Origin of the sequence: Ferrovibrio sp., assembly GCF_035304305.1 — a bacterium.
Classification (GTDB): domain Bacteria; phylum Pseudomonadota; class Alphaproteobacteria; order Ferrovibrionales; family Ferrovibrionaceae; genus Ferrovibrio.
On sequence record NZ_DATGQG010000022.1, the window covers coordinates 59,321 to 75,475 of the forward strand.

Sequence of the window (16,155 nt, forward strand, 5' to 3'; positions counted from 1 at the left end):
CGCGCACCGCGCCATGTCGGGCGGCAAGCAGTAGCAGGGGAAGATGCCCGCGCCGTCCTGGCGCACGGGACCGTATCGGAGGAGGACGTTATGCATCCAAGGGCAGATGTGCTCGGTGTCCCTTTGAGTGCGCTGACCATGGATGAGGCTCTGTCCGCCATAGACGGTTGGATCAGCGGGGCGCAGCGCCAGTATATCTGCACCATCGATGTCCATGCGCTGGTCGAAAGCCAACTGGCATCGGATGTCCAGGCCATCTACCGCTCGGCGGCACTGGCTGCGCCGGACGGCATGCCACTCGTCTGGCTGCTGCGCCGGAACGGTTATCGCAGTGCGGACCGCATCTGCGGCCCCGATCTGATGCCGGCGCTCTTCCGCCTGTCCGAACAGCGTGGATATCGACACTTCCTCTACGGATCCTCGGAAGACACGCTGCTGCGGCTCCGGCAGGAGCTCAGCCGGAATTTCCCCGGGGCCAGGGTCGTCGGCCATTACGCGCCGCCCTTCCGTCCGTTGACCCGCGACGAGGAGCAGGAGATCAACACGCGGCTGAATGCCGCCGATCCGGATATCGTCTGGGTTGGTCTCGGTGCCCCGAAGCAGGATCGCTGGATGGCGGCGCACCGCGGCGCGCTGAACGCGCCGGTGCTGATCGGCGTCGGAGGCGCATTCGAGATGATGGCGGGCAAGGTGAAGCGTGCACCGCGCATACTGCGCCGCACCGGCTGCGAGTGGATGTTCCGCCTCGCGCAGGAGCCGCGCCGCCTTTCCGGTCGTTATTTCCGCTCCAATCTCCAGTTCGTCATGATGCTGGCGAATCAGAAATGGCGGCCGCCACGGCCGACAGTGGATGCCTGAGAAGTGTTCGCTGATCGTCAACTTTTTCCCCAGCTTGAGCAGGAGAAACGGTATGCGTGTCCATGAATGCAGGTCCTGCCAGAGTCCCTCGCTCCGGGTCATTCTTGATCTGGGGTGCCATCCCGGATCGAACGCCCTGCTGTCGTCGATTCCCGGGGAGGGGGATGAGGCGCGTTACCCGTTGCAGCTGGCCCTTTGCCAGGAATGCGCCATGCTGCAGCTGACCGAAACCGTGCCGCCGGAAATTCTCTGGCAGCGCGACTTCCCGTACTACTCCTCCGCGTCGCCCGCCCTGCTGCGGCATGCCTCGTCGATCGCCGAACGCCTGATCCGGGAGCGAAAGCTCGGTCCGGACAGCCTGGTTGTCGAGGTTGCGAGCAATGACGGCTATCTGCTGCGCAACTTCCGAGATCACGGAATTCCGTGCCTAGGAATCGATCCGGCCGATGGTCCGGCCGAGCAGGCGCGTCAGGCCGGCATACCCACGCTGACCGATTTCTTCTCTCTCGCCCTGGCGGATCGTCTCGTGTCGGAGGGGCAGCGCGCCGATGTCATTGTTGCCAACAATGTCCTGGCCCATGTGCATGCTATCAACGACTTCGTCGCCGGCTTTGCCAGGCTTCTGGCAGATGATGGCATCGCTGTGTTCGAATTCGCCTATGCCGTCGACATGATCCAGAAATGCGAATTCGACACCATCTACCACGAGCATCACTTCTATCACACCCTACACGGTCTCATTCCGCTCTTCACCCGGCATGGCTTGAACATAAATGACGTCGAGCGTCTTCCCATCCATGGCGGCTCGCTGCGCCTCTGGGTCGGCCGGAGTGTCGAGCGGAGCCCTGCGTTCATTGCGCTGCTGAACTATGAGCGCGAGCTTGGAGTTGACCGCATCGGCTGGTACGAGGGCTTCGCCGAACGTGTTGCCGAGCTCCGCGCATCGCTGACAGGACTGTTGCGCGCCGAGAAGGCTCGCGGCCGGCGCATCGCCGCCTATGGTGCCGCAGCCAAGGGATCGACCCTCGTGAACAGCCTCGACCTCGATCCCGGCTTTTTCGAGTTCGTGGCCGACGCTAACCCGTTCAAGCACGGCAGGCTGACGCCCGGGCAGCATATCCCGATCGTCCATCCCGACCACGTGCTTGAGAGTCAGCCGGATCTGGTGCTGCTGCTCGCATGGAACTTTGCCGGTGAGGTCTTGCACCAGCAGGCCGCATACCGAGCAGCCGGAGGGCGTTTTCTCATTCCCATTCCGCATCCCCGGATCATTGAGCCAGACGAACGCATTCCTGACACGCAGTTTGCGATTGGCATGCCGGCTGCCCAGTACATTCCTGCTGAGCCGGCGATGTCGAAGACCCGTCCGGAGAGCCCGGCAATCTGTCAGTCAGTTCCGCCCGCGGTACCGCAAGCCCTCCCGCTATGAAGCCGGTACGGTCCGTCATCTCCCTGGCGCTGGACTGGGTGGTGCCAAACCGGCTGATGAAGTTTGCCTTCATCGACCAGATCGTGGCGAGCGGGGGAAATTTTCTCGGCGTGATCCTGCTGGCACGCGCTCTCGGCATGTATGAGCTGGGGCGCTTCACCCTCGCATGGATGCTGGTCGAGTTCATGGCGACGCTTCAATTTGCGGGAATCATCCAGCCGATGCTCAATATCGGTCCGAAGCAGGCTGAGACCGACAGTGTCAGGTATTACCATGCCGTCCTGGCCCAGCAGTTGGCCGCCGGCCTTCTGGTCGGCCTTCTGGTCGGAGCCGGCGTTGGGATTACGGGCTGGCTACTATCCAACCCCGGGGTTTCGACGTTGGCGCTGCCGCTTGGTGCGGCCATCATTGCCTATCAGCTGTACGAGTTCTATCGCCGTTATCTTTTTGCCCGGGGCCGCCCGGGAGCGGCGCTCGGTGTCGATTTGCTGCGGTTTGGGCTGCAGCTCGCCGCCATCCTGACCCTGCCCTTTGTCTGGCCCGGCGCCACGGCCGAGGCCGGAATCTGGATCATTGCGGCCGTCAGTGCCGTGGCCATGACCCAGGGGGCTAGGCTGTATGGCAGGTTCGAGTGGAATGCTGCCACCTTCCACAGTGTCCTGGTCCGCCACTGGCGCTTTTCAAAATGGACGCTGCCTTCGGGGCTCATGTTCTGGGCAACAACGCAGGCCTTCATGGCGATTTCCGGAATCATGCTGGGGGCCGCGGCAACCGGCGCATTGCGGGCGGCGACCACGATTACCGGGGTGATGAATCTTCTGCTGCTGTCGCTGGACAATTTTGCACCGGTGCAGGCTTCCCGCGCACTGCATGTCGGCGGACCCGCCGCGCTGCGCTTCTATATCGGCCGCCTGACGATTCTGAGCGTAGGCCTGATGGGCGCCGCCATAGCAGTCCTGAACATCGCGCCGGATTATGTCGTGCACCTGCTTTATGGCGAGCAGTACGAGGGACTGGGCTATCTCGTGCGGCTGTTATGTGCGCCGACCGCCATCTACGGGATTGCTGCGGTCCTGGTGATATGGGCCGCAGCCCTGGAGCGCACCCGACTTATCTTCTGGTCCTACGCCGCTGCAACGCCCTTCAGCATCATAGGGGCATTCCTCCTGGCGGAGCATTGGGGGCTTGCCGGCCTGGTGCTTAGTTCCCTTCTGGTCGAATGCATCCGGGTCGCGGTGCTTCTGGTTCCGCTGCTCCGGTGGAGCAGGAGAGATGGCCTTCAACCTGCACAGATGAGTCCCCTGCGGGACAACCCGGCAGCATGAGGAGGGCGGGGCGGTGATTAAACGCGAACTCCTCCGCTATGCTTTCTGGTCGACATGGGCCACCGGCTTGCCCCGCCTGATGGCCCTCCGCCATGCGGGGCAGGGCGGGATACTGTCCTTCCATCGCGTGTTGCCGCACAGCAGCCAGACTTTCGCCAGTCAGGCGGTACCCGTCACGCCCGAGACATTCCGAAGCATAGTCCAGACGCTCGCCGATCGTGGTTATCGCTTTCTGTCCATGAGTGGGCTCGCGGACTGGCTGGAGGATCCGGATCAGCCGGGAAAATTCGTCTGCCTGACTTTTGACGACGGGTTTTCTGATACCTACAGCCAGGCATTCCCCATCTGTCGTGAGTTCGGCGTACCCATGACGGTCTATCTGGTGCCGGGTTTCGTCCGGCGCGAGTTTCCTGTCTGGGTGCTGGGTCTCGAGGCCGTGCTTGCCGGCAATCATGAGACGCTCCGCTTCGCCTGGGAGGGACAGGAGTTGCAGTTTCCCATCCGCACCGAACGCCAGAAGCGTTTCGCTTACGCCGCCATTGCGCCGCTATTGTCTGCGGCGAAGCCGGGGCAGGTCCGACAGGCCTGCAGCGAACTGGAGCAGCGTTATGGCATCGATTTCGCAGCATTGGGAGACCGCAATCTTCTGACCCCGGCGATGATTGCCGATATGCAGGCAAGCGGCCTGGTGGAGTTTGGAGCGCACGGCGTACGTCATCTCTGTCTGGGACGCCTCGACGAGACGGAGGCCTATCGCGAAATAGCCCAGAGCAAGCAGGAATGTGAAACTCTGCTGGGCGTTCCGGTGGAGCATTTCGCCTATCCCTATGGCGACAGTCAGGCCGCCGGCTGGCGTGAGGCCGAAATGTGCCGCTCGCTTGGATTCCGGACAGCGGTTACCACCGAGTGCAACACGATATTTCCCACCGACCGGGAGCGACCTTTCCTGCTGCCGCGTCTCACCTATAACGGCAGCTTCCAGGATACCCCGCTGCTCGAACTTCTGCTTTCCGGAACCTTGCCGAGAGTGCGGCGCGTTCTCCAGGCCGATGCATACGAGCGGGCACGACGCGCCGGAGAGGGATGGGACTCCACGACAAAGCAGGCTTAGTGTCTGCGGGGAGGCTCAGAGATCTCCGGTGGCAACGGCGGCTGCCATCGCGGTCCGGCCTTGTATGGCTTCCGACCCGGCTTCCAGGCGCTTCAGAACAACGAATGCGTGATCGACCAGGCCGGGAGCCCCGAAATGGCCGGGATCGCGGCCAGCGTTCAGCATCGCCTTGCGGAACAGGGGATTCGGCGCGAGCCGCACAATGGCAGACAGAGCAATGCGCTTGGCCAGCCCCATCGCCCGCCGCCCCTTGTGATTGACAAGGGAATACTGGGTGATGGCGAGCGGGAATCTCTCCTGCAGATACTCGAATGTCCGCCTTGTCCAGAAGATCTGATGCTCGAACAGATTTGTGTAGTACCAGCTGCCGGGGTCCGGAACCGTGCGCCAGTCCCCGGTTTCGATGACGAGGTATCCGCCGCTTTTCACGAAAGCAAGTACATTGGAAACGGCACTGTCAGCCTCAAGAAAGTGCTCAAAGACGTCGAAAGCGGTCACGACGTCGTAGGGCTGATTGGACCATGTCACACCCTTCTCAAGCTGCCCGATGATGTACTCGCCCCGCCCGTCTATGACGGCTTTGCACGGTGCATACTGAACGATGTCCATGGCCGATAGTCGCCGCGCACCGATCTGGGCCAGAAGGTCTCCGTTGGAGGCGCCAATATCGAGGAAGGACTCCGCACCCTCCATATAGGGCCGCATCATTGGCAGGGCAGGATGCTCGCCCGTCTTGGGGCGCCAAACATCGGTGGCACCATTCAGCATTACCGCATCGCAGGACTGGGCCGTAGGAGTCGCGGATTTGAACAGCAGCGAGCAATGCGGACATTCGAGCAGCGCGACGCCGGTCCGCGGCAGCGGGATTTCGAAGCGGGCAAAATAGTAGCTGGGGCGCCGGAGCACTGATCGCTCGGCTCCATCCTGCCCGCAGAGCGGACAGCAGGTGATCTCCTGATAGTCGATGTCGAGTCGCCGGAATCCCACCTTGCATTCCTCTTTCGGATTGATGCTACTCCGTCCGTGCGGGTTGTGACTCACTCTGCGCGCTATGCGGCTGTGACAAATCCATGACCGGCGCGAACCGACTGATAATCTTCCAGGCACTGGGCAGCTGTGTTCTGGAGAATGTACGCTCGACGCCAACTGCATACTGCCGCAACGACCACGCGACATCGCTCATCTTTGTCAACTGCCCCGCGATAATCTCGGGCGTACTGCCTGCTACAATCATGGCCACGTTCGAGAGAGCGACATCATCTCCGGGAGCAACAGGTATTCTCGGGTCGATCAGGATGCAGTCGCGCGCCCGATAGACCGGGCTGTTGTGCTCGTCCTGCACGACGACGGCGAATGCAGTGGTCGGGAAGACAATGAGATCCGGCCGCGGAGCAGCCGCAAATTCGTCTTTGACGTGCAGCGTCCAGAAGCCAAGCGGCGCCAGTGATGCACGCAGCAACGGCAATGCTGTACCCTCGGAGCTGGCCCATGGCAAGGCGGCTACGTCATCAATTCCGACATCGTCTGCCGAGAGCCGGCCCTCGATCAAACCAAGGAGCTGAGGCTCGCCGATCTTCAGGAATGACGCGGCTTTTTCGATCTCGCCAGGCTGAAATCTCCTCCTGCCCTTGATCAGCTCGTAGACGCGGACAGGCGGAAGTCCGAGGTGACGGGCGAGATCCGATGCAGTGGCATTCACTGCCCGCAGACGCGGGCGAAGCCATGGCATCGGCTGTCTCGTCACTCTCCGTTTCATCGCAAGGGCCTTCCAAAATCAGAGACTGCAGGTTGGCGTATAAAATCCGTGACCGGGTTTACGATTACCGGAAATTAACGTTGGTCGTTCGGCCCGACTGGCTAGGTTCCGATGCACCGGAGACGTCATTGCAGCTGCGCCGCGCGTGCAGCGGTGATTGTCCCTGGTGATCTCGCGCCGTCGTCGCTGTCCCCCTCAGGCGATGACTGTTGATTACCCAACCGGCTCTCAGTGCCGGCATTTGAAGGAGTAGAGTTTTGGCCGTATCAATTCAGAGTCTCGTGCAGTCGGCTGCGCCGGGTTCCACCGTCACTGTTCCTGCCGGCACCTATAATGTGTCCGGCCTTGTGGTGCCTGGAAACATCACGCTGAAAGCGGGTGGCAGCGTCACCCTGAATGGCAGCCTGACCGTGGGCAGCAACACGACCCTCAGCGGTTTCACCTTTGCCGGCGGCCCCGTCAACATCGGCGGCACCACCGGCGTCACGATTGAGAATTCCGTCTTCAAGGGCGGCAGCCGGGCAATCAATCTCGACAACGCGCGTTCGGCGTCGATCGTGAACAACGAGTTTCACAAGGTTTCCGGCAACGTCATCGCGGGCTGGGGTCTCGACCAGTCGTCGATTTCCGGCAACAAGTTCTATGACTCCTGGCAGCCCATCAACCTGAACTTCAACAACAACCATTCCCAGGGCCGCGACATCAAGATCGAGAACAACTACTTCACCGGCACGCAGCGCATGCCGATCGAGGTCGGTCCGAGCGAAGCCTATACCCTGAACATGGTGGTGAAGGGCAACTGGTCGGAGAACATGAACAATGCCGGTCCCGACCGCGGCTGGAGCACCGACGTCGCCTACTCGCTCGTGCAGGGCAATGGCGTCAACACGGTGATCACGGGCAATTATGCCAAGGGAATCGGCACCGGCGTCGGCATCGAACTGAACGGCTCCGGGGAGATCTACGGCAACTACATCGATAACTTCTGGTACGGCACGATCGTTTACGGCAAGGGCTTCAACGTCCACGACAATGCATATGTCGGCCAGTATATCGAGCGGGTGCTGAACTACGGCAACCAGTCGGGGACGATCGCCAATAACAAGACCTCTGGAAGCGGCTTTCCGATGCCGCAGAAGCCGGGGTCGGCGCCAACCCAGCCCAAGCCGGCCGAACCCGAACCTGCCGATCCGGTGCCGCCGCCGGGCAGCGGCGATACTGGTGGTGAGGGTACCGGTCACCCGGTGATCGCTGGCGACGACAACTACAAGACCGGTGTGAACCAGTCGCACTGGTTCAATACCAAGTACCTGCTGCTCAACGACGTGGGCAAGGATGGCGGCCTCAAGGTCACCGAAGTGTCCGCCAAGAGCGCGGCGGGCGGCGCAGTCACCTTTTCGAGCGACGGTACGGTGAAATACACCCCTCTGAAGGACTGGCAGGGCAAGGATTCCATTGAATACACCGTTGTCGATCGGGACGGCAGCAAGGATACGGGCACCGTGTTCATCCAGGTCGGCACCGGCACCTCGACGCCGAAACCGATCGAGCCGGCGCCAACCAATCCGCCGGCCAGCGGCGGTGGCACCGGCCATCCGGTCATCGCCGGCGACGACTTCTACAAGACCGGTGTCGACCAGAAATGGTACTTCAACACGAAGTACCTGCTGCTCAACGACACCGGCAAGGATGGCGGTCTGAAGGTAACTGCCGTGGCTTCCAAGTCGGCAGCCGGCGCCACCGTCACGCTGGACAGCACCGGTACGGCCATCTACACCCCGCTGAAGGGCTGGCAGGGCAAGGACTCCATCGAATACACGGTGGTGGACAAGGATGGCAGCTCCGACACCGGCATCGTTTACATGCAGGTCGGCGACGGTACCGCAACGCCGACGCCTCCGGGCGGCGGCACCAGCAATCCGCCGCCGTCGACCGGCAGCGGCAACCCCGTTGTCGCCGGCGACGATTTCCACAAGGCCCAGGCCGGTGCGAAGTACTACTTCAACAGCAAATATCTGCTGCTCAACGACACCGGCAAGGACGGCGGGCTCAAGGTCACCGACATCGAGGACGAGACCGCAAAGGGTGGCAAGGTCACCTGGGATACCGCGTCCGGCACGGCCATCTACACGCCGAAGGCCGGGTTCACCGGCAAGGACACGGTCGACTACACGTTGGTTGACCGCGATGGCAGCCAGGATACCGGCACCATCCATTTCGACGTGCTGCTGGCCTGATCGGGACTGCAACTGACGCCTCCTGGCCGCCGGAGCAATCCGGCGGCCTTTTTTATTCTATGCTCGCGGGGCAACTGGTGGCCGGCGTTGCGCGCGACGTCAGCTGCCGCCGGAGCGCTATCCCTCGCCGCGCTGGCTGACGATCGGGTGCAGGGCCGGCTTGTATTTCCGCTGGCGTGGCAGCCCGACGACGGCACCGGTCAACCTCTGCCACTGATGGCCGCGGGTGGCCGCCCGGTGCGCCACGGCATAAAGACAGGCGCAGCGCTGCATCAGGGGAAGCTCGGCGGCAGCCGCCACGCGGCAATAGGCGAGAAGCAGACGGAGCTGCTGCACGAAGATCGAGTCCCGCCGCCCCGAGAACCACGCGGCGCGATAAGCGCCTGAGACCTGCGCGCTGAACTGCTGGGCATGGCAGCGCCGAAGGAACAGCGTCTCCGGCCCGAGCCAGAAGCGGCCCAGCAGGCTCATGCGGGCCAGAAAGACCTTGTCGGCGCCGCTGAACGAACCCTGCGGCAGGGCGCGCAGGAGGGCCGGACGCCGCATCAGGCCGAAGATCTCGACGCACATGAACATGTTCAGCATCACGGCGCGGAACCGCCGCACGGGATCGCCCGATGTGAGATCACTGTTCTGCTCGGGCAGGGCCGGCCAGCAGACGCCCATGCGATCCACGATGCCGCCGCGTTCGGGGGAGTAGGGCAGGGGCATGCCGGCCTCGTCGACCAGGGTCGTGGCCGGCATCGCAAGCACAAGCGACGGGTCGCTCTCGAGGGCGTCGAGGCAGGCCTGCAGGAAGCCGGGCGCCAGCAGGTCGTCATGCGCGGCCCATTTGAAATACGGCGTCTCGCACAGGCCGGCCACGAAATTGTAGTTCGCGGCGGCGCCGATATTGCGCGGCTGGCGGATGTAGCGGATACGCTTGTCCCGGCGGGCATAGGCGCGGCAGATCGCGGCGGTGCCGTCGGTGGAGGCGTTGTCGGAAATCACCAGGTCGAAATCGGGGCAGGTCTGCCCCAGGATCGATTCTATGGCGGCGGCCAGGTAATTGGCGCCGTTATAGACAGGGAGCCCAACCGTGATCTTCTTCATGCCAGCCGCCCCAGTTGCGCCCCGGAATCCGGAGCTGCCGTCCTGAAAGGATGTCAAAACTCGAAAAGAAAAAGAAGTCGTTTTTTTGCCATTTTTTTCTTTTCTTTTTTATCCCGGTCTGGCATCGTTTTTCCGCGCGACGAGGAGGCACGGCTTGAAGATCCTGCTTTCCGCCTTTGCCTGTGAGCCGGACAGGGGCTCGGAATATGCGGTGGGCTGGAACTGGGCGCTGTCCCTTGTCCGTGCCGGGCACGAGGTGGTCGTGCTGACCTGCTCCGAGGCGCGGCCGGCCATCGAGCGCACGCTAGAGCGCATGCAGCTCGGGACGCAGCTCCGCTGCGCCTATTTTGACGTTCCCAAACCTTTTCGCTGGCAGGCCCGCGGGCCGCTGCACCTGCATGCCGCATTGTGGCAGTGGCTGGCGGTGAAATTCGCCCGGGAGCTGCACGCGCGGGAGAAATTCGACCGCGTGCATCATGTGACCTATGCCGGCCTGCGGATTCCCAGCTTCATGGGCCGGCTCGGCATCCCCTTCGTCTTCGGTCCGGTCGGCGGCGGCGAGCGCGCGCCATGGCGGCTGCGCTGGGGCTACAGCGTCTACGGGCTGATGCATGACGCCGCCCGCGACGCCGCCAACATGCTGATCCGCTTCACGCCCTTCATGACCGAGACCTTCGCCCGGGCCGAGCGCATTTATGTCACCTCGGCCGAGACCCTGCGCCTGCTGCCGCAGCGCTTCCGCGACAAGGCGCGGGTCGAGCTCGCCATCGGCGCCGAGGATATGGAGGCGGCGATCGGCCGGGCCGTGCCGCGGCCGCCACGGCAGGACTGCTTCCGCGTGCTCTATGCCGGTCGCTTCGTTGACTACAAGGGCATGCATCTGGGCCTGCCGGCCTTCGCCCGGCTGGTGCAGGCGGTTCCCTCCGCGCGACTGACCATGGCCGGTGACGGTCCGATGAAGCGCCGCTGGCAGCGCATGGCCGAGAATCTTGGCATCGCCGGCAGCATCGACTGGCTGCCCTGGCAGGACCATCACGGCATGGCGCGGCTCTATGCCGGACATGACGTGCTGCTGTTCTCGGCCATGCACGATACCGGCGGCATGGTGATCCTGGAGGCGATGCATCACGGCCTGCCGGTTGTCTGCCTCAAGCTCGGCGGGCCGGCGGCGCTGGTGGATGCAAGCTGCGGCTACGCCGTCGACACCACCGACAAGAGCGCGGCGCAGGTGATTGCCGAGATGGGCGACGCGCTGATCAGCCTCGCCCGCGAAACGACGCGCCAGTCGCTGGCCCAGGGCGCACGGCAGCGCTGTCAGGCGTTTTCCTGGCGCGAGAAGGTCATCCGGGTCCACGGGCTGGCCTGATGGGCACGGTGTTCGACCGGCTGAAGGTTTCCTCCCTGCTGGTTCTGCTCGCCGGGTATCTCATCCTCGGCTACGCCTTCATGCTGCTGCGGATTCCGCCGACCGGCTTCGGCATTCCGTTCGGCGAGATCCTGCTGGTGGTCGTGCTCGCCGGGATCAACCCGCGACTGGCGCTGCAGCGCATGGGCAATGTGGTGATCCTGGCGCCTTTCCTGATCTGGTGGTGCTGGGGGTTCGGGCGCCTGGCCTTCGACGCCGCCGGGCACGGCATGTGGGCCCTGCGCGATGCCACCTCGCTGATCGAGTCCCTGTTCATCATCGTGGGCTTCAGCCTGGCCGCCGATCCGCGGGCCGTCCGGCGGCTGGCAGACTGGCTGCGCCCGATCATCATTGTGGCCTGCGGCTACAGTCTGCTTTTCGTCTTTGAAGACCAGCTGATTGCGATATCGCCGACGATCACCGGCGCCTCGGGGCAGGCCGTGCCGATCTTCGGATCCTTCGCCACGGCCGGCACAGTGCTGATCTGGGCGGCTTTCGCCTGCCTGATCGCGCCGGAGGGCCGCCCGGGCAAACGCCTGCTGCTGACACTCATCGCCGGCTTCCTGATCGCCTTCGTCCTGATCGTGCTGCAGAAGCGCACCAGCTATCTGCAGATCGCGAGCCTGGCGGCGCTGCTCTTCTGGCTTCAGCCGCGCGCGCTCGGCCGGCTCGGCATTACGCTGCCCCTGCTGGGATTTCTGCTGCTCGTCATCTCGGCCTTCGAAATCCGCATTTCCGGGCGGCTGACCTCGGAAATCTCCTTCTCGTTCTTCCTCGACCATATTCTTGCGATCTTCGGAATCGGCGCAGAACAGCAGGGTGGCATCGCCGATGCGGCAAGCGGTGTGCCCCTGCGCCTGCACTGGTGGACGCGCATCTACGAACAGCTCACCTCCGATCCCATCGCCCTGATCGGGGGGCTCGGCTACGGCATTCCGCTGACCGATTTCCGCGACACGCTCGGCGTCACTACCCGCGAGCCGCACAATTCGGTGATCTCGGTGGTGGCGCGGCTCGGCCTGATCGGCCTGGTGGCCTGGATCTGGATGCAGGTCGAATTCTTCCGCGCCGGCCTCCGGGCCTACCGGCAGCACCGGCGTCACGGCAGTTCCGAGACCGCGCGCCTCATCCTGCTGGTGGTTGCCTTCGCGATCCTGATCCTCGTCGGCTGCGTCGGCGAGGACAACATGGAGAAGCCGTTCTTCGCCATTCCCTTCTATACCTTCTGGGGTTTCGTGCTGCGCATCGCCTACCAGTGGCGCCGGGAGGTCGCGGCCGAGTATCCGGATCAGCCGGCGGAAGACGTGCTGCGTGCGCCGCGTCCGGACCATCCATGAGAACGCCGTTCGCCGCGGCACGGCTGCTCGTCCTGCTCGTCGTGATCTGCAGCCTTCCGCTCGGCTGCGCGGCGGGGAATGCGGGCCGGATCGAAGAGGCGGTCCGGCGGGCGGAGCCGGGCGCCATCATCTACATCCCCCCGGGCACCTATCGGGTCGCCGATCTCGAGATCCCGCCGGAGGTGACGCTCTACGCGCCAAGCGGTGCCACTCTGGTCGGCAACCTGGTCGTCCGTGGCCCCGGCACCGTGATCCGCGGTCTTACTTTCGACGGCGGCAGCATCGATATCTCGGAGTCCCGCGCCGTCACCATCGGCGACTGCGCCTTCCGGGGCGGCGAAACCGCGATCCGGCTCGACGGCGCAACCGAGGCGCTGATCATCAACAATGACTTCCGCGGCGTTTCGGGCGGCGTCATCACGGGGTGGGGGCTGGACCGCTCGACCATCTCCGGCAACCACTTCGCCGGCTGCGGCCAGTGCATCAATCTCGCCTTCAACAACGACCGCAGTCGCGGACGGAACATCGTGGTCGAGCGCAACCGCTTCCGCGGCGTTGCCCGGATGCCCCTGGAGGTCGGTCCGCTCGGGGCCTATACCGAAAACCTCGTCGTGCGCGACAACTGGGCAGAGGATTTCCGCAATCGCGGCCCCGATCCGGGCGACACCATGTCTACCTTCGTCGCCTATTCGCTGGTGCCGACCAATGGCGTCAACACGGTGATCACGGGCAATTACGCAATCGCGGGCCCCCGCGGCCGCGGCGATATCGGCATTGAGCTGGCCGGCTCGGGCCAGATCGCGGGCAACCATATCGAGGATTTCCGCTTCGGTGCGATCGTTTACGGCGCCGGTTTCAGCGTCCACGACAATCTCTTCCTGAACGCGACGGACGCGGCCGTGCTCAATTATGGGAAGCAGGCCGGGCGGATCGATCTCACGGGTATGAGTCCGAAGATCACCCGCCCGCCCGAACGTCGCGACTGGCCGTGCCGTCCGGCGGGGGCGGCGCGGCAGCATGTCCGCCTGCCCGACTGGCCCTGCGACTGAATGCGCCGGCATCCCGTTTCATGGCGTGAACGGGCGTAGCGGCGGATGGTCGAGGGCTTCTTCACGCGACTGACCCATCTCGGCGATCCGCTGCTGCTGCTCTTCTGCGGTCTGGGCGTGTTCCTCCATCTGTGGGGCGCCGACGAGCGCCGCGCTCTCGCCCGCAGCTGGGCCCTCGCTTTCGGCGTCTGCCTGCTGCTGACCGTCGCCGGAAAATTTGTCCTCCATCTCCTGCGCTGGAACGAGGGCAGCGCCCTGCGCCTGCTGAGCCCGAGCGGCCATGTGGCGATCGGTACCGGCTTCTACGGCCTCAGTGCCATGATGATTGCGCCGCAGCTTGGTCGCATTGCGCGCGCGCTGCTTTGGACCGGCATTGTGTTGCTGCTCACCCTGATCGCCATCAGCCGGCTGGTGCTTGATCTGCATTCAGTGCCGGAGATCATCCTCGCCTTCGCGATCGGCGGTGCGTCGCTCGCCGTCTTCGTCGTCCACGCCCGCAATGTCCGTTCCGTCAGGCTCGGTACCGGACAGCTTGTCGCACTGGTCCTGCTGATCGCAGTTGCCTTCGCCATGCCGCGCGTGAGCGGAGAGGCGGTGATCCTGCATCTCGTCCGCAATCTGGTTGACACACCTTAAGGAGAAAAATAGCCGTTTTTCGGCATTAATGCGCAGCAATGGTTGTGCGCTCCGGTGCCCGGATTCGGCCGGCCCCCAGCCGGCCTTAAAACCGGAACATCTGCGGCCTCCCGGGGACGTGAGGGGAACAATACAAAAATATCCAGCGAAACCAGTCATTTGCCGATTTCACTGGACAACGGCAACGATATGGGAACATATGAGGCCTGAAGCGCGTAAAATTGCAATTGCCACCACCCCATGAAAGGATGCCGCCGCAATGTCAGCCGCCAATCTTCGCGTCGTGGAAAAGGACAGCATGGACAAGAGTAAGGCGCTGGAGAGTGCGCTTTCGCAGATCGAGCGCACCTTCGGCAAGGGATCGGTGATGAAGCTCGGCGCCCGCCAGAGCATCGAGATCGAGTCGATCTCGACCGGCTCGCTCGGGCTCGATATCGCGCTGGGCATCGGCGGCCTTCCGCGCGGCCGCATCATCGAGATCTACGGCCCGGAAAGCTCGGGCAAGACCACCATCGCCCTGCACTGCATCGCCGAATCCCAGAAGAAGGGCGGCACCTGCGCCTTCATCGATGCCGAGCATGCGCTGGATCCGGCCTATGCCCGCAAGCTGGGTGTCAACGTCAACGAGCTGCTGATCTCGCAGCCGGATACAGGCGAGCAGGCGCTTGAGATCGCCGACACGCTGGTGCGCTCGGGCGCCATCGACGTGCTGGTAATCGACTCGGTTGCCGCCCTGGTGCCGAAGGCGGAACTGGAAGGCGAGATGGGCGACAGCCTGCCCGGCCTGCAGGCCCGCCTGATGAGCCAGGCGCTGCGCAAGCTCACCGCGTCGATCTCCAAGTCGAACACGATGGTGATCTTCATCAACCAGATCCGCATGAAGATCGGCGTGATGTTCGGCAATCCGGAGACCACCACCGGCGGCAACGCGCTGAAGTTCTACGCTTCGGTCCGTCTCGACATCCGCCGGGTCGGCTCGATCAAGGGCCGCGACGAGGTGATCGGCAACCAGACCCGCGTGAAGGTGGTCAAGAACAAGGTGGCGCCCCCGTTCAAGGTGGTCGATTTCGACATCATGTACGGCGAGGGCATCTCCAAGACCGGCGAACTGATCGACCTGGGCGTGAAGGCCAATGTGGTCGAGAAGTCCGGTTCCTGGTTCTCCTTCGACAGCCAGCGGATCGGCCAGGGCCGCGAGTCCGCGAAGCAATTTCTCAAGGAAAATCCGGAGGTTGCTGACCGTATCGAAGCGGCCATCAAAGCCAATGCCGGCATCGTGGCGGCGGCGATCGACGCCGGCGCCGATGCTGCCGGCGAGGACGACTCGGATTGATTTTCACCCCTGCCGCGCTACTTCAACCGGCAGGGATTTGCCCTCATCGGGCTGCATTTTAGAGCGTTAACTTTTCCCAATCTCTCCTCCATGGGAACCCCGGTACCGGACCTCGGTACCGGGGTATTTTTTGACCTCCGCACGCCGCTACCTGATCTAAAGTGTCAGATCACTTCCATTGCCCTCTCTTGCCGCACCCTTGCATCTCTCTAGCTTATGTGCTATATTTGTTCTTATTATTGAGCCGGAAGCGGGGCATTCAATGATCGGCTCTAGTGCCGGAGAAGGTTAACTTAAGCCCGGATAAGCACCAGATAAGAGCAAATAAGACTCGAATAAGCCCGGATTGACGCGCGTAAGCGGTGACCAGCGTGCTAACGCGCAAGGAAAAGCGGCCCGGCGCAGCATGGGGACCGGCATCCCGATGCCCTGAATTCCCCATCCGGCCAAGGCACTTAGGGATGGCGAGCTTGCTGGACAGGGGTGGGGTGGAACGGTAATTAAGGCCCCTTGCCGGGGTGGGTCCGGCTCATGACAATCTGTCCAGTTTCATGCGGCGCCGCTCGCCGGGCCGTCGACCAGGGATG

At 63.4% G+C, this 16,155-nt stretch carries 13 protein-coding genes; 10 read left to right on the forward strand and 3 right to left on the reverse strand.

Features of this window, described 5'->3' with window-relative positions:
- Positions 1-90 precede the first annotated feature (90 nt).
- The 4 genes from VKZ87_RS02440 to VKZ87_RS02455 are packed head-to-tail and all read left to right on the forward strand — an operon-like array spanning position 91 to position 4,723.
- Positions 91-858 (forward strand): WecB/TagA/CpsF family glycosyltransferase, encoded by a 768-nt coding sequence (locus VKZ87_RS02440; protein ID WP_324219655.1) that lies wholly within the window; start codon positions 91-93, stop codon positions 856-858.
- A 52-nt stretch (positions 859-910) separates the two neighbouring features.
- Positions 911-2,287: a class I SAM-dependent methyltransferase gene (locus VKZ87_RS02445; protein WP_324219656.1), complete on the forward strand. Its 1,377-nt coding sequence runs from the start codon at positions 911-913 to the stop codon at positions 2,285-2,287.
- Complete coding sequence (locus VKZ87_RS02450; RefSeq protein WP_324219657.1) at positions 2,284-3,612, forward strand: hypothetical protein; 1,329 nt, start codon at positions 2,284-2,286, stop codon at positions 3,610-3,612. Before VKZ87_RS02445 ends, VKZ87_RS02450 begins: the two co-directional genes overlap by 4 nt.
- A gap of 13 nt (positions 3,613-3,625) precedes the next feature.
- On the forward strand, positions 3,626-4,723 hold the full coding sequence (locus tag VKZ87_RS02455) for a polysaccharide deacetylase family protein (protein ID WP_324219658.1): 1,098 nt from the start codon (positions 3,626-3,628) through the stop codon (positions 4,721-4,723).
- Between the two features lie 15 nt (positions 4,724-4,738).
- Here VKZ87_RS02455 and VKZ87_RS02460 read toward each other — a convergent pair whose 3' ends face one another.
- Complete coding sequence (locus tag VKZ87_RS02460; protein ID WP_324219659.1) at positions 4,739-5,710, reverse strand: class I SAM-dependent methyltransferase; 972 nt, start codon at positions 5,708-5,710, stop codon at positions 4,739-4,741.
- A gap of 25 nt (positions 5,711-5,735) precedes the next feature.
- Complete coding sequence (locus VKZ87_RS02465; RefSeq protein WP_324219660.1) at positions 5,736-6,452, reverse strand: helix-turn-helix transcriptional regulator; 717 nt, start codon at positions 6,450-6,452, stop codon at positions 5,736-5,738.
- Positions 6,453-6,736: 284 nt separating this feature from the next.
- On the opposite strand from VKZ87_RS02465, the gene VKZ87_RS02470 reads away from it, so the two are divergent.
- Entirely contained in the window at positions 6,737-8,716 is a 1,980-nt protein-coding gene (locus VKZ87_RS02470) for an Ig-like domain-containing protein (protein WP_324219661.1), read from the forward strand.
- 117 nt (positions 8,717-8,833) lie between these two features.
- Here the strand turns inward: VKZ87_RS02470 and VKZ87_RS02475 are convergent, their stop codons facing one another.
- Positions 8,834-9,808, reverse strand: a complete 975-nt coding sequence (locus VKZ87_RS02475) for a glycosyltransferase family 2 protein (RefSeq protein WP_324219662.1) — start codon at positions 9,806-9,808, stop codon at positions 8,834-8,836.
- A 154-nt stretch (positions 9,809-9,962) separates the two neighbouring features.
- On the opposite strand from VKZ87_RS02475, the gene VKZ87_RS02480 reads away from it, so the two are divergent.
- From VKZ87_RS02480 to recA, 5 genes are all read left to right on the forward strand, one after another.
- On the forward strand, positions 9,963-11,174 hold the full coding sequence (locus VKZ87_RS02480; RefSeq protein WP_324219663.1) for a glycosyltransferase: 1,212 nt from the start codon (positions 9,963-9,965) through the stop codon (positions 11,172-11,174).
- A complete protein-coding gene (locus tag VKZ87_RS02485; protein WP_324219664.1) occupies positions 11,174-12,550 on the forward strand; it encodes an O-antigen ligase family protein in 1,377 nt (458 codons plus the stop codon). The genes VKZ87_RS02480 and VKZ87_RS02485 overlap by 1 nt, the downstream gene beginning before the upstream one ends.
- Complete coding sequence (locus VKZ87_RS02490; protein ID WP_324219665.1) at positions 12,547-13,599, forward strand: right-handed parallel beta-helix repeat-containing protein; 1,053 nt, start codon at positions 12,547-12,549, stop codon at positions 13,597-13,599. The genes VKZ87_RS02485 and VKZ87_RS02490 overlap by 4 nt, the downstream gene beginning before the upstream one ends.
- A 45-nt stretch (positions 13,600-13,644) precedes the next feature.
- Positions 13,645-14,235, forward strand: a complete 591-nt coding sequence (locus VKZ87_RS02495; RefSeq protein WP_324219666.1) for a phosphatase PAP2 family protein — start codon at positions 13,645-13,647, stop codon at positions 14,233-14,235.
- Positions 14,236-14,494: 259 nt separating this feature from the next.
- Positions 14,495-15,568 carry a recombinase RecA gene (recA, locus tag VKZ87_RS02500; RefSeq protein WP_324219667.1) on the forward strand — a complete coding sequence of 358 codons (1,074 nt, stop codon included), beginning with the start codon at positions 14,495-14,497 and terminating at the stop codon, positions 15,566-15,568.
- Positions 15,569-16,155 lie beyond the last annotated feature (587 nt).

What these genes read in the sequence shown, in the direction of transcription:
- VKZ87_RS02440 (WP_324219655.1), top strand. Translation starts at nt 91, where the DNA reads ATGCATCCAAGGGCAGATGTGCTCGGTGTCCCTTTGAGTGCGCTGACC.
- VKZ87_RS02445 (WP_324219656.1), top strand. Translation starts at nt 911, where the DNA reads ATGCGTGTCCATGAATGCAGGTCCTGCCAGAGTCCCTCGCTCCGGGTC.
- VKZ87_RS02450 (WP_324219657.1), top strand. Translation starts at nt 2,284, where the DNA reads ATGAAGCCGGTACGGTCCGTCATCTCCCTGGCGCTGGACTGGGTGGTG.
- VKZ87_RS02465 (WP_324219660.1), bottom strand. Translation starts at nt 6,452, where the DNA reads ATGCCATGGCTTCGCCCGCGTCTGCGGGCAGTGAATGCCACTGCATCG.
- VKZ87_RS02475 (WP_324219662.1), bottom strand. Translation starts at nt 9,808, where the DNA reads ATGAAGAAGATCACGGTTGGGCTCCCTGTCTATAACGGCGCCAATTAC.
- VKZ87_RS02485 (WP_324219664.1), top strand. Translation starts at nt 11,174, where the DNA reads ATGGGCACGGTGTTCGACCGGCTGAAGGTTTCCTCCCTGCTGGTTCTG.
- VKZ87_RS02490 (WP_324219665.1), top strand. Translation starts at nt 12,547, where the DNA reads ATGAGAACGCCGTTCGCCGCGGCACGGCTGCTCGTCCTGCTCGTCGTG.
- VKZ87_RS02495 (WP_324219666.1), top strand. Translation starts at nt 13,645, where the DNA reads ATGGTCGAGGGCTTCTTCACGCGACTGACCCATCTCGGCGATCCGCTG.
- recA (WP_324219667.1), top strand. Translation starts at nt 14,495, where the DNA reads ATGTCAGCCGCCAATCTTCGCGTCGTGGAAAAGGACAGCATGGACAAG.